The organism is Halalkalibacter sp. HAAS-P014 (assembly GCF_056619965.1).
Window position 1 is genome coordinate 222,858 of sequence record NZ_JBWQTV010000006.1, and the last position, 17,876, is coordinate 240,733.

General features: G+C 37.9%; 15 protein-coding genes and 1 riboswitch. Of the genes, 2 read left to right on the top strand and 13 right to left on the bottom strand.

Annotated elements, in window-relative coordinates; genetic code table 11:
• Window positions 1–28: 28 nt before the first annotated feature.
• Window positions 29–940: a VanW family protein gene (locus AC1FXZ_RS05900; protein WP_480051781.1), complete on the bottom strand. Its 912-nt coding sequence runs from the start codon at window positions 938–940 to the stop codon at window positions 29–31.
• Window positions 941–1,047: 107 nt separating this feature from the next.
• A complete protein-coding gene (locus AC1FXZ_RS05905; protein WP_480051782.1) occupies window positions 1,048–1,638 on the bottom strand; it encodes a cob(I)yrinic acid a,c-diamide adenosyltransferase in 591 nt (196 codons plus the stop codon).
• 221 nt (window positions 1,639–1,859) lie between these two features.
• A riboswitch (cobalamin riboswitch) is annotated at window positions 1,860–2,047 on the top strand.
• A 124-nt stretch (window positions 2,048–2,171) separates the two neighbouring features.
• Between AC1FXZ_RS05905 and metE the strand changes: the two genes are divergently transcribed.
• A complete protein-coding gene (gene metE, locus AC1FXZ_RS05910) occupies window positions 2,172–4,451 on the top strand; it encodes a 5-methyltetrahydropteroyltriglutamate--homocysteine S-methyltransferase (protein ID WP_480051783.1) in 2,280 nt (759 codons plus the stop codon).
• Between the two features lie 55 nt (window positions 4,452–4,506).
• Here the strand turns inward: metE and AC1FXZ_RS05915 are convergent, their stop codons facing one another.
• The 11 genes from AC1FXZ_RS05915 to AC1FXZ_RS05965 all read right to left on the bottom strand — a co-directional run bounded on the left by AC1FXZ_RS05915 (window position 4,507) and on the right by AC1FXZ_RS05965 (window position 16,961).
• Complete coding sequence (locus tag AC1FXZ_RS05915; RefSeq protein WP_480051784.1) at window positions 4,507–6,291, bottom strand: ATP-binding protein; 1,785 nt, start codon at window positions 6,289–6,291, stop codon at window positions 4,507–4,509.
• Window positions 6,292–6,293: 2 nt separating this feature from the next.
• Window positions 6,294–7,007 carry a response regulator gene (locus AC1FXZ_RS05920; RefSeq protein ID WP_480051785.1) on the bottom strand — a complete coding sequence of 238 codons (714 nt, stop codon included), beginning with the start codon at window positions 7,005–7,007 and terminating at the stop codon, window positions 6,294–6,296.
• Window positions 7,008–7,097: 90 nt separating this feature from the next.
• Entirely contained in the window at window positions 7,098–8,288 is a 1,191-nt protein-coding gene (gene ccsB / locus AC1FXZ_RS05925; protein ID WP_480051786.1) for a c-type cytochrome biogenesis protein CcsB, read from the bottom strand.
• A gap of 68 nt (window positions 8,289–8,356) precedes the next feature.
• Window positions 8,357–9,982 (bottom strand): cytochrome c biogenesis protein ResB, encoded by a 1,626-nt coding sequence (resB, locus tag AC1FXZ_RS05930; protein ID WP_480051787.1) that lies wholly within the window; start codon window positions 9,980–9,982, stop codon window positions 8,357–8,359.
• A 15-nt stretch (window positions 9,983–9,997) separates the two neighbouring features.
• A complete protein-coding gene (gene resA / locus AC1FXZ_RS05935; protein ID WP_480051788.1) occupies window positions 9,998–10,525 on the bottom strand; it encodes a thiol-disulfide oxidoreductase ResA in 528 nt (175 codons plus the stop codon).
• An 85-nt stretch (window positions 10,526–10,610) separates the two neighbouring features.
• Complete coding sequence (locus AC1FXZ_RS05940) at window positions 10,611–11,339, bottom strand: pseudouridine synthase (RefSeq protein ID WP_480051789.1); 729 nt, start codon at window positions 11,337–11,339, stop codon at window positions 10,611–10,613.
• A gap of 159 nt (window positions 11,340–11,498) precedes the next feature.
• A complete protein-coding gene (locus AC1FXZ_RS05945; RefSeq protein WP_480051790.1) occupies window positions 11,499–12,914 on the bottom strand; it encodes an NAD-dependent succinate-semialdehyde dehydrogenase in 1,416 nt (471 codons plus the stop codon).
• 253 nt (window positions 12,915–13,167) lie between these two features.
• Window positions 13,168–14,454, bottom strand: coding sequence for a voltage-gated chloride channel family protein (locus AC1FXZ_RS05950; protein ID WP_480051791.1), 1,287 nt, complete (start codon window positions 14,452–14,454; stop codon window positions 13,168–13,170).
• Between the two features lie 238 nt (window positions 14,455–14,692).
• On the bottom strand, window positions 14,693–15,226 hold the full coding sequence (locus AC1FXZ_RS05955; protein WP_480051792.1) for a spore maturation protein: 534 nt from the start codon (window positions 15,224–15,226) through the stop codon (window positions 14,693–14,695).
• A complete protein-coding gene (locus AC1FXZ_RS05960) occupies window positions 15,227–15,820 on the bottom strand; it encodes a nucleoside recognition domain-containing protein (RefSeq protein WP_480051793.1) in 594 nt (197 codons plus the stop codon). It lies immediately after the preceding gene.
• The gene (locus AC1FXZ_RS05965; protein WP_480051794.1) at window positions 15,813–16,961 is read right to left on the bottom strand and encodes a D-alanyl-D-alanine carboxypeptidase family protein; all 1,149 of its coding nucleotides are present in this window, start codon (window positions 16,959–16,961) and stop codon (window positions 15,813–15,815) included. The genes AC1FXZ_RS05960 and AC1FXZ_RS05965 overlap by 8 nt, the downstream gene beginning before the upstream one ends.
• Before the next feature lie 195 nt (window positions 16,962–17,156).
• Between AC1FXZ_RS05965 and AC1FXZ_RS05970 the strand changes: the two genes are divergently transcribed.
• A complete protein-coding gene (locus tag AC1FXZ_RS05970) occupies window positions 17,157–17,870 on the top strand; it encodes a DUF421 domain-containing protein (protein WP_480051795.1) in 714 nt (237 codons plus the stop codon).
• The last annotated feature ends 6 nt before the right edge of the window (window positions 17,871–17,876 follow it).

Sequence of the window (17,876 nt, forward strand, 5' to 3'; positions counted from 1 at the left end):
AAGAACATAAGCCACTTATGCTTACGTTCTAATGAGTGTGTACAGAAACGAGAATCTCTCCTCGTTCTAAGTCAACATCTGACTTAAGTAACACTGGGTATGAGTGTGGATTTTTAAATTTAAAGTCTGGTCCCCCCCAAGATACAGTAGCGTCCCTTCCTGTTGGAACATAACCAATTTCTCTTGAATGCGTATAGCGCTCTAGCATCTCCAAGCCGGCATGATCGACTGCATTAAATAATGTAGACGATGTTTGACAAATCCCTCCTCCAATTCCCATCACAAACTCCTTATTGACAATCTCTTTAGCTTCTTTATACCCACGCTCTACCGTCCTCTCGCCAACCATTTGATTAAAAGAAAACGAATCTCCAGGGCCAAGAACGATTCCAGAGATCGCCTCGGCTGATAATTTGACATTTTGTGATCTGCCTGATACAGCTGGATTAAAATATGTCTTAAATTCCCCTATAGTATTTTGATCAATTCCATCAAGAGCATCTTCTGATACCTTCGGCTCTGTTACATAAATTGGCATTACTAGTTCCTTAGTACCTATTTCTAAGCTTTTCAATTGATCAACTAGTTCCTCTTCAGACAATATGACACGCTCTTTTCCAGGGATGATCTCACCTTCGGAGGTGATACGAGGATTTTCCATCGGGGTATCTATTTGTATGGCGAGTTCTTTAGCAAGATTCTGAAGAGCTTCTTCATTAAGAGAATCTTCTGTCATATACCCATATTCATTTAGGACAATATTATGTTTCGTATCATTCCACTCATCAGTCAAGTCAACTTTCCAATAAACAGGCGCTTTTGATAAAGACTCGATCTGAGAGAAAGAAGAATGTTCAGCCACAAGTTTTGGGCCCTCAGCAGACGCTTCACCACTACAGCCAGCAAGCAACAACAATGCAACAAACCAACCTTTTTTCATTTGTTTTCCCCCTCTTTCTATTACACATTTACCAATATATGAAAACAAACTTAAAAAATACCTTGTTGTAGCACCATTTTTGGGGTTATGCTGAGCTAACTACTGTATCATCCGTTTTCCTTTCGTTTTCCACCTTTGAAGACGATCGCACTTCTCTCATATTCAACATCTTTTACTCCCTGTCGATGGTTCACGACTCGCGCAATCGCAAAAAAGTAATCCGATAGGCGATTTAAATATTTTAGTACGATAGGATTGACTTGCTCACCTTCTCGTTTAAGCCTCGTCACATATCGTTCAGCACGTCTTGTAATAGTACGACAAATATGAAGTGAAGCTGCCTCTTTTGAGCCACCCGGTAAAATAAAACGTTCTAATTCAGGTGCTTCTAAGATGTAGTTATCTATACGCTGTTCTAAAAAGTCAACGATTTCTTGCTTGACCTTATATGGATGCTCATTTGTCACTTTAATCATCGCTAAGTCACCACCACAATCGAATAATTCATGTTGGACTTTGAAAAGCTCAGCCTTGATATCAGGAAATACGTCTTCTTCTAATTGGGCCACTACCTGTCCAATAAAAGAATTAAGTTCATCTGTTGTACCATAAGCGATAACTCTCGTATCATCTTTAGCAATTCGTCCTCCTATAACACTTGTTTTCCCTTCATCTCCAGTTCGAGTATAAAGTTTCATCGAAATTCCCCCTAGTAATTTAGTTTATTAAAATATTTTCTTTACAACTTTTATCACAATTCATGCTGTAATTAACACAACTACTATGTACATGCATGCATTCATAGTATACATGATTATGATTTTTTTCATAGTTTCGCACCAGTAAAACTTTTTTCGGTTTGTATCATTCTCAAAAAGCTATTGACAAGTTTCCTTCTCTACGCTAAAGTTGAAATCAATTTCATATGTTGGAAATAGGTACTTTGAATGTTTGTTCAAAGTTTAAAAGGGAATCCGGTGAAATTCCGGAGCGGTCCCGCCACTGTAATAGAGGAGTTATTATGTCAAATGTCACTGGTTAACGCCGGGAAGACCATAATAACGAAGATACTAGAGCCAGGAGACCTGCCTGTTTCAACAACACTGCTTACCTACGGGAGATGGGGAGGTGTTAACTGTATTTCATTAATATTTCTATGGATATCGTTACCACTTTTTCTGGTAATGATATCCTTTTTTGTTGATTAATATAAAATTGGAGGAATTTAACAATGAAAACGATTAGAAGTAGTAACTTAGGCTATCCACGTATAGGTGAACAACGAGAGTGGAAAAAAACACTTGAAGCATTTTGGGCTCAAACGATCTCCGAAGAAATTTTTGTAGAACAAATGAAAGCATATCGGTTGCAACATTTACAAAAACAATTAAATAAGGGTATCGATCTAATACCTGTTGGTGATTTTTCTTATTATGACCATGTTCTTGATACTGCAACAATGTTTGGTCTTGTGCCAAAGCGCTTTGATTATTCTAATGGCCCTGTTCCACTTCATACATACTTTTCAATGGCTCGTGGAACACAGCAAGCTCATGCTTGCGAAATGACTAAATGGTTCGATACCAATTACCATTACATCGTCCCAGAACTAGATCATAGACAGCCAACTCTAGTCGAAAACCGGCCATTACAAGCATTTTTAGAAGCAAAAGAAGAATTAAATATTGAAGGGAAACCGGTTATACTCGGACCTTTCACGTTTTTAAAACTATCAAAAGGGTACAAGTCTAAGGAGTTTGCTAATCTTCTTGAACGTTTTATACCTGTATATACCCAATTATTATCCGAACTCGCCAATGCCGGATGTACATTTGTTCAAATTGATGAGCCCTACCTTGTAATGGATTTAACAACGGATGAAATATCACTTTTCTCTAAACTGTATGAAGAAATTACAAGCAACATTCCTCACCTAGATATTATGCTACAAACATATTTTGAATCAGTGTCTCATTATCAGGAATTAATGAATCTCCCTGTCAAAGGAATTGGCCTTGACTTTGTTAATGGATACTCAGAAAACCTAAAATCAATTCAAGCGTATGGATTCCCAGAAGATAAAATTCTTGGAGTCGGACTAATCGATGGAAGGAACATTTGGAAAAATAAATTAAGTCAAAGTCATGATATTTTAACAAGTATATCCCAACTTATTCCATTAGAAAACCTACTTGTACAACCGTCCTCTAGCTTGCTTCATGTTCCGGTTTGTTTAGAGCATGAAACAACGTTAGACCCTTTAATAAAGAATGCATTAGCCTTTGCTGATGAAAAGTTAGATGAATTGAGCTTGTTGAAAGACGCAGCGAAAGAACCTACATCTGCTAGACTTGCAGCGCTAAAACATTATCAGCAGTCCGTTGAAAAACTTGAAGCCTCATCTTGGCGTGATAAGAAAGAATTAACGAGTCTTCGAACAGAAAGAATGAAGCCTTTCTCTGAAAGATATCAACTCCAAAATCAAAAATGGAATTTGCCAATTCTTCCTACAACGACCATTGGCAGCTTTCCACAAACAAAGGACATTCGCAGGGCTCGTTTCAAATGGAAAAAAGGTGAATTAACAGCAGAAAACTATGAGGCAAAGATTAACTCAATGATTGAAAAATGGGTCCGGATTCAAGAAGACTTAGATATTGATGTACTTGTACATGGTGAATTTGAAAGAAATGATATGGTAGAATTTTTTGGTGAAAAGTTAGCGGGTTTTGCTTTTTCAAAAAATGGCTGGGTACAATCTTACGGTTCGCGTTGCGTGAAACCACCGATTATCTTCGGGAATGTTTCATTCACTAGTCCAATGACAGTTAAAGAAACGATTTATGCACAATCACTAACAACAAAACCAGTTAAAGGAATGCTTACAGGGCCTGTTACAGTTTTAAATTGGTCATTTGTTCGGAATGACATCCCACCTAAAGAAGTAGCATTTCAAATTGCTGAAGCTTTACTTAAAGAAGTCCAGGCATTAGAGAATAATGGAATTACGATGATTCAAGTTGATGAGCCAGCTTTACGGGAAGGCCTTCCTTTAAAAAAGAAAGATCATAGCAATTATCTGACGTGGGCAGTTGACTCATTCCGGATGAGTACGTCCACTATTGCAGATACAACTCAAATCCATACTCACATGTGCTATAGCGATTTCAAAGAAATTATTGAAGCTATTAAATCATTAGATGCAGATGTTATTTCAATTGAAACTTCTCGTAGTCATGGAGAAATCATATCTGCATTTGAAACCACAGTCTATAATAATGGTATTGGACTAGGTGTTTATGATATTCATAGTCCAAGAATTCCAACTAAGGCTGAAATGACAACTATAATTGAACGCGCCCTCTCCGTATTACCAGCATCACTTTTTTGGGTTAACCCCGATTGTGGCCTGAAAACGCGTGGTGAAGAGGAAACGATGGCTTCAATAAGGAATATGGTACAAGCTGCAAAAGAAGTGCGCTCTTGCATAAAAGAGGAGCAGCTGAATTAACAAAAGAACGATGGCTTGTGAATTACAGCCAATTATAAAAAGCAGGACGAATGTTCTATTCGTCCTGCTTTTTTTTCGGTATAAAAAATGAAAAAGTTGTTCCTTCATTTACTTTGCTATGAACAGAAATATGTCCATCATGTGCATCAACTATATTTTTAGCAATAGCTAGTCCGAGTCCGGTACCTCCACGCTCTCTAGTACGGGCTTTATCGGCTTTATAAAACCGTTCAAACACGTAAGGTAAATCACCTTCTGGTATTCCTGAACCGGTATCGAGGACATCAAACTTACAACCTTCCTCATAACCTCTAATACATAATGTGACATTTCCATTTTCACTAGTGTGATGTATAGCATTATGGAGAAGATTTGTTAATACCTGTTCGATTCGATCTGGGTCACATTGAATCGTTTCAGTAGTGTTCATATCAAGAGTAACTTCAATCTCTTGTTCACGTGCCAACCCTTGAAACTTACGAACAATACGTTCGGCAAACGGTTGCACCTCTAACGGTTCAATATTTAATTCAACATGTCCAGCTTCCATTCGCGCCATATCTAATAATTCATTCACTAATCTACCCATTCGCAATGACTCTTCATAGATAATTTTCGCAAGTTCTTTTTTCTCTTCATCAGAACCAGCGATATCATCGATAATTGCTTCACTATATCCTTGGAGCATCGAAATAGGCGTTCTCAGTTCATGCGAGACATTAGCGATAAAGTCTTTTCTCAACTTATCGTGCCTACGTTCCTCTGTCATATCGCGAAATACAGCAACAGCCCCTCTAATCTCATCTTCGCCATATAACGGTGACATCAATACTGTCCAACTTCGGCCTTGCATTTCGACTTCTGTTGTTTGCTCTTTTTCAAAAAGAACTACCTTCTCGAATAATGTTTGAATTGTAACTGGCAATTGCTCCTCTTGCTCTTTTTTCATTCCTTGCTCATAATACCATGCTTGAATAAATCGCTCAGCCGGTGGATTGGTTAATACGACCTTTCCTTTTCTATTTAATGTAATAACACCATCAGCCATGCTTACGAGAATACGTGCCAACTGCTCTTTTTCTTGGTTGAGAGCATTAATATTATTGTTTAATTCTCTTCCCATCCGATTAAAAGCAATTGCTAATTGTCCAATTTCATCATGGGTTAATATAGGTACCTTGGTCTTAAACTTCCCTTCAGCCACTTCCAATGCGCTCTGACGCATCTTCAGTAATGGTGAAGATATACGCGTAGAAAGGAAAAATGCAAAGACGGTCGTTAGCACAAGCGCAATTCCTGCAGAAAAATAAATGATTTGTCTTGTTTCATTTGTAGCATCATCAATAGCAGCAAGTGACTGATATAAAAAGACTGCACCTTCGTCAATTTCCTCGGAAGAAAGTGGTACACCAACAATCATGATTTCGGAATGAACCTCTTCTCCATTGCCAATAAAAACAAAATCGCCTTCAGTCGTCACGACTTTTTCTCCCTCAAACACTTGCGACAATGTTTGATCAGTAAAGAAAGTCTCGAGAGGAACTTGATGGGCCTCTGCCTCATCTGTACTCCAGGCTTTCTCACCATCGACTAGAATGATGATATGCGTGTCAAAGGCTTGTCCATAATTTGAAATTGTATACAGTGCATCACTTTTATTCTCGTATCCTTCATACATAGAAGCAATCATCGTTGCATGATTACCAAGTTGAGATTCAGCCTCATTGACATGGAATCTTTCAAAAGATTGAAGCAATAAAACCATTAAAATACTTAAAACAACCGATACTAAAAGTAAGATTGTAAACCATAACTTACCAACGACGCTTCGCCAAAACATGTTTACTTCACAGCCTCAAATTTGTAGCCAATCCCCCATACAGTTGAAATCATTGAAGCTGCTTCAGGAGAGATTTTATTTAACTTTTCACGTAGACGTTTGATATGTGTATCTACCGTACGTAAATCACCAAAGAAATCATAATTCCAAACATCTTTTAGTAACTGCTCACGTGAAAACACCTTATCTGGTGATTGAGCCAAATAGTGCAGCAATTCGTATTCCTTAGGTGTTAAACTGATTTCCTCATCTGATACCGTTACTCGATGAGCGTCGTTATCTATCATCAAATGTTGAAAGACTAATACATCTTTAGTTTGTGTGTCCGTTTGCAAAAATTTCGTTGAAGAAGAGCGTCTAAGCAGCGCCTTCACACGTAATACAACTTCTCTAGGACTAAATGGCTTGACGATATAATCATCTGTCCCTACTTCAAACCCTTGAACCCGATTTGCTTCTTCCCCTTTTGCAGTTAGCATCATAACTGGTGTTGCTTTTGTTTTTCTGAGTTCCTGGCACACTTCAATTCCATCCATACCTGGCATCATAATATCAAGCAAGATAAGATCATATTCTTCGGCAATCGCTTTTTCTAATGCCTCTTCACCATTTTCAGCTTCTTCAACTTCATAATTTTCACGCTCTAAGTACATTTTCAATAAACGACGAATACGATCTTCATCATCAACCACTAAAATACGAGCTTCTTTTTCCATCCAAATGTCCTCCTCAAAATCAAGCTATTATATTTATTTTACCAATAAACTAATATAAAAGAAAACCCTCGCTTCAGGCGAGGGTTCAACTCATAAAGCATATGAGTGTAAACCTGCGATAACAAGGTTAACAAAAACTAAGTTAAACATGATAATTGCAAATCCACCAACACATAACCAAGCAGATTTTGCTCCATGCCAGCCTTTAGATAATCGTAAATGTAAATAAGCAGCATAATAGAGAAATGTGATTAATGCCCAAACTTCCTTCGGATCCCAACCCCAGAATCTCGTCCATGCAATTTGTGCCCATATCATCGCGAAAATCAATCCACCAAGAGCAAAGACTGGGAATCCAATTGCAATTGCTCGGTAACTAACTTCATCGACAACTTGAGGACTAACACCTTTAATAACAGGTTGAATTGCTGCTCCAATTCGTTTCCGTAAGACTAAACGCAAGCCCCAATAAAGTACTAAACCAGCAAATAAAGACCATATAACTGTATTAAGGTCATTTGCAACAATGATTGCTGGAACATTAAAAAATGGTGCCATAACACCTTCTGTTAGAAGTTCTCCTTCGTGTGGACCAATAAAAGCAGGAAGATTATAAACCATTTCTGCTTCCAAGCCATTTTCATTGATATACGCAAAGTTAGCTTCATAATTCATTGCATTGAAGATGGTGCCGACTAAAATAAATCCTACTAAAGATAATAAGCAATACATAACAAATTCAAGTGCTCGAGTTTGTATGTTCGTCTTTGTGAAATCCAGTGTTCGGATTAAATAAATTAACCCAGCTGCCATACCGATCGCTAAAATCCCTTGTCCTAAGGCTACTGTGATAACATGAATTGTTAACCAATGACTTTGTAATGCCGGAATTAACGGAGCAACCTCTCCTGGGAACATGGAAGCATATGCGATGATTAACATCACAATCGGCATTGTAAACAATCCAAGGTAATTTGATTTGTAAATTGCATATAAAATAACGAAAGCAAAACCAATCGATATCCCTAAAAAGGTCATGTATTCATACATATTACTTACTGGAGCAAACCCAGCATGTATCCATCGTGTTATAAAATAACCAATGGAAAAAATTGAACCTAGGATCGAAAAGATAAAACCAAAAAGTCCCCATCTATTTCCATTCATTTCTCCTTGCTTATTGCGCCACTTTCCTCCTGTAATGGAAACAGTAAAGGCAATGGTTGCAGCAAGATAGAGAAAAAAGGCAATATATAGTAAATTACCACTAAGAGCTGCCATTGTTTTAAATCCTCCTCACAAAAAGGGAAGGGAATAGCCATTCTATTCCCACAACCCTCCTATTACACCTAACTTTTATTTTCTTCTTCTTCAACTTGATCAATTGGCGAAGATATATCAGTATCCGCAATTGCGTAATCAATATCTTTTCTTAAAGCAAGATAATTTTTATTCGTATGGCCTGCAACCCAAACTTTACCGTCAATCCGTTGTAACCATACACGTCTATGAGCCCAGTACGATCCTTGAACAAGACCAATCATGAAAATAACGCCACCAACAATTAGAAACGGAAGTGTATAATCTTTTCTAACTGTTAAAGCTGTGACATGTACCGTATCAATACCAGAAAAAGTCATCCTGTAATCATTTTCACCTAATGGCTCAAGATTTGTTTGAATTCCTACAAAGCTTACTTCTCCATCTGGTGTATCAGGTGTATACATATCAAAAATAAACACTGGATTATCTGGAATTTGTGAACGAGTCGACGGGACATTGGAACTGCTCATTACAAAGTCAGGAAAGTATTCTCTTAGTTCAACTCTGTATCCATCGCCAAGGTCATAGACAGATTGAGGATCGAGTAAATCAATCTCTATTTGTCCAAAGGTTTCCCCTGTCTCTTTATTTTCGAGAGTAAAACTCATCGTATTTAGTTCATGAAGCTTGTAATCGACTTGATAAAGTGCAAATCCATCAAACTTCATCGGATCATTAACTTGAATTTTCTTGCGATCAATTTCTACCAGTTCACCTTCAGCACCAATAGCTCCGGTATCCACCCGTTCATATAGTACAGCATCAGTTTGATACGTTTTTACAATTGGACCTCCAGCTCGTATCATTGCTTCTGAAAAAACCTCATCTTCCACATCATAAAGCTCTAAAAGAAACCCTTCACTTCCAATATGATACTGCCCTCCTGAAGCCGGCACAACTTCTATCTCTCCATCACGTATCCAAACATGCTCATCAACATACATACCCGGAAAATAACGTAGCATACAACCAATTAAAAAGATAATTAGACCAATATGATTAACGTAAGGTCCCCACCGTGCAAAGCGATTTTTTTCAGCTACTAAATTGCCATTTTCTTCTGATACATTGTATTTTTTTTCTACTAATTTTTCTTTAGCTAACGCAAAGGAATGATCGATATCATCAACTTCAGATGTTCCAAACACACGCTGTCTCTTTAAAAAGTTTGCATGTCTTGTTACTCGTTGATTTTTCAGCGCTCTATACAACGGAAAGAAGCGATCCCAACTGGCAATAAATAGCGATATACCGAGGGCAGCAATCAAGAGCATGTACCACCATGAACTATATAGGTTATGAAAACCTAGTTGATAGTACAATTGCCCCGTTAGTCCGTATTCGTCTGCATAATAATCAACTGCTCTTACTGTTGGAGGAATATACATTTCTTGTGGATAGATCGTTCCGATAGCGGAAGCTAAAAGCGTCACCACAATAATCCAAATTCCGACTTTTACAGATGAGAAAAACATCCACACTTTATCAATAAACGTTGTTGTATACGTTTGTGAGCGCCGAGCAACACCTTCGTATTTCATATCTAATAATTTCTTCTGATCAGCATTGCTCTCAAATGGCTTTCCACACGATTCGCAAACAATCGTTCCTTTAGCATTTTCATGCCCACACTCACACGTAAATTTACTCATTTCCCCTCACCTCAATTACGTTTCGGGTATTATCTCTTCAAGAAAGTCCCTTACCATTTGCTCTGTCATACCCCCGGTAAACACCCGTACAATGACCCCATGTTCATCAATTAAGATTGTTGTCGGTAGTGGACTAATCCCATAAGCGTCAATTACATGTCTTCCATTATCGATAACAATAGGAAAAGATAAACCAAGCCGGTCTACAAAGCTTTCAACCGTCAATCTAGGTTCATTCGCATTGACAGCAATGATCTCTACTCCCTTTTCTTTGTACTCTTCATAAAGTTCTTCCATAATCGGCATTTCTTTAACGCAAGGAGGACAATATGTTCCCCAGAAATTTAAGAAAACCCCTTTACCTTTTAGTTCCTCTAACTCTATACGTTCACCTTCTAAATCACTCAATACAAAGTTCACAGATAAATCACCAGCTTTAGCTACACTTCTATCGGCAAAGAAGTTTGCATAAAACGTATAGGCGAGTGCAAGTCCAATAATGGCTAAAATGCTTGAGCGCATAATTAAACGTCTTTGCTTCACAAGTTATTCCCCCTTTCAAACCCAAAACACCCATAAATTGTTTTTCTCTATTATAACGTTAGAAACGCTATGTACTACGAGGGCTTTATGACGGTTTCGTGACAGCTAATTCTCGTAAATGCTTCACCTCGATTGGTTTCAGTGGCCGAACATCACCAGGATTCATCCCTTTCAAATCAAGAAAACTGTATTGCTCACGTTTTAACTTCAAAACCGGATGATCGATCGCATCAAACATTCGACGAACTTGGCGATTGCGTCCTTCATGAATCGTTAAGCGTATAATAGCAGTTTGCTTTTTTTTATCAATCGACATTATTTTCACTTTTGCCGGCGCAGTCTTTCCGTCTTCTAATCTCACTCCATTTTGAAGTTGTTTTAACTTTTCTCTTGAAGGTATGCCTTTTACTTTTGCAACATATACCTTTTCAATTTTGAACTTAGGGTGCATGAGCATATTTGCAAATTCACCATCATTGGTTAATAAAAGTAAACCTGAAGTGTCATAATCGAGTCTTCCAACAGGAAAAACTCTTTGTTCAATTTCCAAAAAGTCTGTCACTACTTTACGATTTTTGTCATCTTTCACACTCGATATAACACCACTTGGTTTATAAAGCAGATAATATACTGGTTCCTCTCTGTCAATCGGTACACCTTCGACTTCAATCTCATCCTTATTCGGTATGACTTTCACACCGAGTTCACGTACTACTTTCCCATTTACCTTTACTTTTCCATCAATAATAAGTTGTTCTGCCTTGCGCCGTGATGTAATTCCAGCTTGGGCTATTACTTTCTGTAACCGTTCCATCTCGCTTTCACCTCATGTACCATCATACCTTTTGAAAAATGAATTCTCAAGCGAAAGAGTATTACCCCAATGACTTACATAGAAAAAGCCAGTATAAAAGGGTCTAGTTTTGACCTTTATACTGGCTAGATACAATTCATATAGACTTGCGTATAACCCTTAAATGCCCATCGATATATATTTTGTTTCAAGGAATTCATCCATTCCGTGATGGCCGCCTTCCCTTCCTAACCCACTTTCCTTAAAGCCCCCAAATGGAGCTTGAGCAACAGCAGGTAATGGGTCATTTACCCCGACAATCCCGTACTCTAATGCTTCACTCATACGAATTGCATTAGATATATTTTGTGTATAGACATAAGCAGCTAATCCAAAACTAGAGTCATTCGCGCGCTTAAGAACTTCATCAACTGAAGTAAAGGTAGAAATCGGTGCAACTGGTCCAAAAGTTTCTTCATTCATACAGATCATTTCATCGTTTGCTCCAGCAATAATTGTTGGTTGATAAAATAAACCGGAAATCACATCACCACCGACTAAAACCGAAGCGCCTTTTTCTTTCGCATCACGAACTTGTTCCTTTACTTTTGCGACAGCGGCCTCATTTATTAGTGGACCTATCTCAATTCCTTCTTTAAAGCCATCTCCGACAGTTAAATGTCTTACTTTTTCAATAAACTTCTTTAAGAAAGGGTCAATTACATCTTCATGAACATAAATACGGTTAGCGCATACACATGTTTGACCCGTGTTACGAAACTTAGATGCGATTGCTCCTTCAGCCGCTGATTCAATATCAGCATCATCCATTACGATAAAAGGTGCATGCCCCCCTAGCTCAAGCGAAACTTTCTTTACCGTATCTGCAGCTTGTTTCATTAGTAATTTTCCAACTGCAGTTGAGCCCGTAAATGTAATTTTCCTGACACGCGCGTCATTCATCCAAGTTTGACCAATCTCCTTTGGATCCCCTGTTACAACATTAATAACTCCTTTTGGAATACCTGCTTTTTCTGCTAACTTTGCTAAATAGAGGGCCGTTAGAGGTGTTTGTTCAGCCGGCTTAATAACCGCTGTACATCCTGCAGCTAAAGCAGGCCCTATTTTTCTAGTAATCATGGCAGCCGGAAAATTCCAAGGCGTAATCGCGCCAATAACACCCACTGGTTGCTTTTGTACAATGATACGCTTATTCGGGTCACTTGCTGGGATCGTTTCTCCGTAAACTCTCTTTCCTTCCTCAGCATACCAAGATAGAAAGCTATTAGCATAATCAACTTCACCTTGTGCTTGACTTAAAGGCTTTCCTTGTTCAGACGTCATTACTTTTGCAATTTCTTCTTTTTCCTCTTCGACAAGATCATGCCACTTCATGAGCAGCTCACTTCTTTCTTTTGCCGTCAAGCTTGCCCACTTAGGAAAAGCGGTATATGCTGCGTCCACCGCTAACTTCGCTTCTTTTGCTCCAGCCTTCGGAACTTGACCTACTAGTTCTCCTGTAGACGGGTTCATTACATTTATACTCTCACTGAGTGAAATCCACTTACCATCGATAAACAGTTCCCATTTACTCATTTTTCTCCTCCTTACATTAATTAATATCAATTTCCCTAAAAATGGTCTTTAAATTAATAGACACATAAATTTAACAAACCTGATCAAAAAATCCATTTTTTATAATCTTAATATTCATAAGTTTAATAGGTATCTGTCTAAATTACAATTTTTTTGTAATCGTTTCATTTAAATATTAGAAAAGCAGAATCTTATAAGAAAATACATCTTCTGTTGGTTATTTCCTTTTCAAATGAAACTTTGTTCATTACTATCATTTATTCTTTTCTATCTGCTTAATTGATTCTCCATTAGGAACACTATATAGCCGGCTTTTCGGCTCATAAATTGTTTGCGAAGGCCAAAGTCCATGGTGTCCTGAAAAAATATAGCTAGTAAGGCATGCGACAAAAAAGAATTCAATCCCCTTACCATCAAACATCTCAACAGCTAAAAGGAAAGCTGCAATTGGGGTATTAGCTCCACCAGCAAATGTTGCAATCATACCGATTCCGGCAAGGAAAGACATCGGTAAATCAATAAGACCATAGAGCGCGTTTCCTAAAGTTGCCCCCATAAAAAATAAAGGGATTGCTTCTCCCCCTACAAAACCTGTCCCGAGTGTAACTGCCGTAAATACAAGCTTAGCTAAAAAAGCAAAGGGAGGAACTTCTTCATTAAAAGATTGCTCCAACATATCTAATCCACGCCCATTGTAATCTACTGTTCCTATGATCATCGTCAAAACAACTATTATGATTCCCCCTACACAAGCTCTAACCATATGATTTTTCTTTGTATATTTTTCAGAAACTTTATGTATTCCATGCCTTAATTGACAATAGATTACACTTACTAGACTAAAAATAATCGCAAGTAAAATTACTTTTGCAAAAGCGAAAACAGACAGCTCTGGAACTGTTTGTATTATAAACGTTTCGTGCTCCACCCTCCAAGCTTTTTCAGTTATAAAATGTCCAACAAAGCTTGATACAAGACAAGGAACAAATGCTTCATATTTCATTTTCCCTAAAGCTGTCATCTCCATTCCAAAAATAGCTCCTGTTATAGGTGCACCAAAAGCTGCACCAAACCCAGCACTAATCCCACTCATTAACAAGATCTTTTTATCAATTAAATTTACTTTAAAGAATTGATTTACTGTCTCGGCTACACTCCCCCCCATCTGAATGGCAGCTCCTTCTCTTCCCGTTGACCCACCAAATAAAACGGTTATAAATGTACCCAAATAAACAAGAGGTCCTAGTCTTCGCAACATCTTTGTTTGACCATGAACTCCATCTATAACGAGATTATTGCCTTTATATAATTCCTTTCCAGCGCTCGTACCCAAATTCATATAGAGATAGCCTAAGACTAAACCCGCTAAAGGAAGCAAAAAGATAAGCCAGGAATTTCTTTCTCGTGTCTCTCCAAGTAGATCGTTTGTATGTAAAAGGAGTGCTGTTGTGGAACCTATAATTGCTCCAATAATAGCGCCGAAAACTATCCATTTGGAAAGGATTACAAGCACTTTTTTATACTCACGAATCTCACTCATTGCGTTCCCCTCTTTTCAATGCTCTGGATATTCTTTTTTACGTTATTCGATTTTAGTCTTTCAATAATTCAACTTATCAATTCTAGTTATTAAAAAAAACATCTATTCTGATCCTCTCTCAGAAAAAATCTTTATTTTATAAAGCAAAGCACACTAAAAAGGATAGTTAGTCCTCATTCGAATGACCTAACTATCCTATAAGGTTTTTCCTCGTTTTTTTCCTGTTTCTAGTCTTCCATTACATACCAAATACGTAAGTGACAATTAATATCGATGCTATCACACCTACTACATCAGCAAGTAATCCAACTTTTAAGGCATCACCCATTTTTTTAATTCCCACTGCTCCAAAATAAACCGTTAATACGTAAAACGTTGTATCCGTACTCCCTTGCATCGTTGAAGCGAGTCTGCCAATAAAAGAATCCGGTCCGTGCGTTGCAATCAGATCAGAAGTCATTCCAAGTGCTCCAGTTCCAGAAATCGGACGGATCATCGCCAGTGGAACGATTTCTGAAGGAACTCCAATTGCTTGCAACATTGGTTTCATTAAATCAATTATAAAGTCCATTGCCCCTGATGCCCGAAAGACCGAGATGGCTACCAACATTCCAACTAAATAAGGAATAATCGAAATAGCCATCCCAAACCCTTCTTTTGCTCCTTCGACAAACGTTTCATACGTTGGTACCTGCTTGTACGTTCCATACATAAGGACAAATGCGATCAAGACAGGGATAAACCAAATGGAAATAACCGTAATCCACCCCATCTATACACGCCCCTTTCGAACTCGCCTATAGTAGAAGTATCGATCAATTAAAATTGCTCCTATCGTTGAACAAGTTGTTGCAACAAGAGTTGTCCCGACAATTTCCGTAGGTGAAACAGAACCGTAACTCATTCGAATCGAAATAACGGTTGTAGGGATTAGCGTAATACTCGCGGTATTAATAGCAAGCAACGTAATCATCGACCTGCTTGCTGAATCCTTTCCACCATTCAGATCTTTTAATTGCTGCATCGCTTTAATTCCCATAGGTGTAGCTGCATTCCCTAATCCAAACATGTTTGCAGTCATATTTGATAAAATATACCCCATTGCCGGGTGGTTAGGAGGAACTTCTGGAAAGATTCGCGTCGCTATAGGACGCATCACCTTCGCAAGTGCATTAAGAAGTCCTCCTTCTTGAGCAATTCTCATTAGACCGAGCCAAAAGACAAGGATACTGATTAAGCCAAGACATATCGTTACAGCATCTTTTGCTCCAGCAAAAATGGCTTCATTCACTTCTTCCATTCGTCCATTAATAGCTCCAAACGCTATACCTATAACGAGCATAGCAACCCAAATTTTATTAATCACTGCTTCTCACCCCAATAGTGAAAGAGAATACATCGAGGAACCTTGTCCAAAATCCTTTATTCTCTTCAACTTCTGGAGGATCGTATAACAATGGTATGTTCCCTATCAATTTATCATTTAATAACAACTCAATTTTTCCAACAGGCTTTGTTGGATTATAACTAGCCTCTCTTTCTTCTGAAGGAGGACGTTGTAATGTAATTTTCTTTTCAAGAGCTGATTGTTCTGTTTGAGAAAGTGGATACGTAAATGTATATGGTGCATAAACACGACCTTTATAAAACTCATCTTCAATTTCTTGAATAATTCCCTCTTCAACGAGAGTCTCTAGCGAATACGTATTAAATGCCCAATTAAATAGATTCATATGATCATGCCAATCGCTAGGGGCATTTAATGTAACCGCAATTAGATTCTTGTCATCTTTTGTTGCTGTTGACACTAGCGTTCGTTTTGCTCGTTTCGTATAACCTGTTTTACCACCTGTTGAATATTGATATAACTCTGTTAACAACCTGTTCTTATTTCTCCATACACGAACTTGCTCTCCTTCGGCACGATGGGTTTTCGTTGAAGCAATTTCTTGATAAACTTCATTTCCCATTGCATATTGAGTTAATAGCGCCATATCGTATGCACTGGAGTAATGGTCTTCATGATCATCTAAACCATGGGGGTTTTGAAACATCGAATTACTCATTCCCAGCTCTTGGGCTTTTTCATTCATCATATACACAAAGCCTTCAAGACTCCCCCCCACATGTTCGGCTATTGCTACTGCAGAGTCATTTCCACTCCGTAACATTAATCCATAAACCAAATCTTCTAATTTGATTTTTTCACCTGAACGTAAATAAATTGATGAACCCTCCGTCCCTTCAGCTCGAGAAGAGACTTTAACCATTTCATCCATCTTCCCTGATTCAATGGCTATAATGGCTGTCATAATTTTTGTAATACTTGCAATTCGAAGAGGCGTATTTTCATTTTTCCCATATAGAACTCGACCCGACTCCTGTTCGATTAAGACAGCGGCCTGTGCAGAAACAGAGAAATTTCTTTGCTCTGCGTTTGTTTCCATCGGTATTGCTGGGAACAGCAGTAATAATACAATCATCATTAGCGAAAATTTTTTTCTCATTTCAAATCCCCGTCCTGTCTTTGTAATGTTAACTCCTGATGTGCACATCACATGTATGCCTGTCTAAATTCTTCTCTTACTAGCCAAGTCTATGCAGGACAAACCTTGATATGACAAGAACTTATGCTAATGATCGTTTACTTTTAAAAAAAACGGCAATAATAGAAACTATTTAATAAGGATGGAGGTATCAAAATGTTGCTAGAACTTGCTAATATATTTGGGCGAATCATAACGATATTTCCACTCCTACTCTTTATGACGCTATATATGGGTAAACGGTCCATCGGTCAAATGCCCATTTTTGATTTTTTAATCTTCATTACCCTTGCCAGTGTTACAGGTGCCGATTTAGCAGACCCTTCAGTAAGCCATATACACACAGCATTTGCGATTGTTGTAATCGGTTTTATTCAAAAAGTTGTTGCCAAAGCTACCATTAAAAACCGCCCATTTGGGAAGTTCATCACATTTGAACCGATCGTCGTTATTAAAAATGGTCAATTACTCACTGATAATTTACAAACCATTCAATATTCTGTTGATAACATCCTACAATTGCTTAGGCAAAACAATGTCTTTGACATAAAAGAAGTTAGTCTGGCGATAATTGAAGCAAATGGTGAATTAACGGTTCAAAAAAAGCCTGAAAAATCGGTACCCACACTGGAAGACTTAGGAATCTATAAAAAAACAAGTGGTATTTCTTTTCCCGTTATTATTGAAGGAATCATGCGAGAAGAAATTTTAAAAGAATTGAATATAACGAAAGAAGCCCTCCGTGAAAGATTGCAAAACGAAGGGATCATGCGAATTGAAAAGATTTTTCTATGTACAATGAATAAGGAGGGAAAACTACACTTAGCTTACACAAATACAGACGAGAAATATCAGAAAATTCAACATTAAAAACAA